This is a genomic window from Paenibacillus koleovorans NBRC 103111, assembly GCF_004000845.1.
In the GTDB taxonomy this organism is placed as follows: domain Bacteria; phylum Bacillota; class Bacilli; order Paenibacillales; family NBRC-103111; genus Paenibacillus_AA; species Paenibacillus_AA koleovorans.
Genome location: NZ_BIMA01000271.1, coordinates 1 through 643 on the forward strand (window position 1 = coordinate 1; position 643 = coordinate 643).

Below are 643 nucleotides of genomic sequence, written 5' to 3' on the forward strand. Positions count from 1 at the left end.
AGGCATCTCCGTACCCGATATTTACATCAAGATGCCCCACCTCGTTATGAATCGGAAAGGGGAACAGAAAAAGAAATTCGGCTATACGGCGATCGCTGCCGTTGTCGCCATGCGCCTGACAGAAGATGAAGAACCTGAACAGCCAGAGCCAGATGACACGGATGAAGATAAGCCAGCAACCTACCGCGGCGCTTATGTGCTCATCAGTAATCGGGCTGATGCTTCAGACGAAGTGCTGCACGTGTACGCCAAGCGTTGGCGGATTGAAGTCTTCTTTCGCCGAGCGAAACAAAATTTAGGTTTAGCCAAGTGTCATTCCACAACCGAAGAACATCATCACGCCCATTTGGAACTGCTCTTTGCTGCGGATACCTTGCTTGGATTCGCACACTGGGAAATGAACAAAGAAAAAACGAGTGATGGCGATGGCTGCACCCACGGCGAAATGGTCCGCTGCCTCTTCCACACTCGTTGTCAGATCCGCTCCAAAACCCGCTTAGGGATTCAGACGATCTCTCTTGATATTGGCACAGAGGCTCTACGTTTTGCAAGACTTATTCAATTGTTTTGGCCTAATGAGATTCGAATGTTCTGGGGGGAGTCTGCTTGTTCCCATGTTCTACCTGCAAGTGCATAACTCATG

1 protein-coding gene is annotated in these 643 nt (G+C 49.6%); it reads left to right on the forward strand.

The window, feature by feature from the left end:
- Window positions 1–637, forward strand: a 637-nt coding sequence (locus PKO02S_RS32125; protein WP_218034006.1) for a transposase, incomplete at its 5' end; no start/stop codon positions are given.
- Window positions 638–643 lie beyond the last annotated feature (6 nt).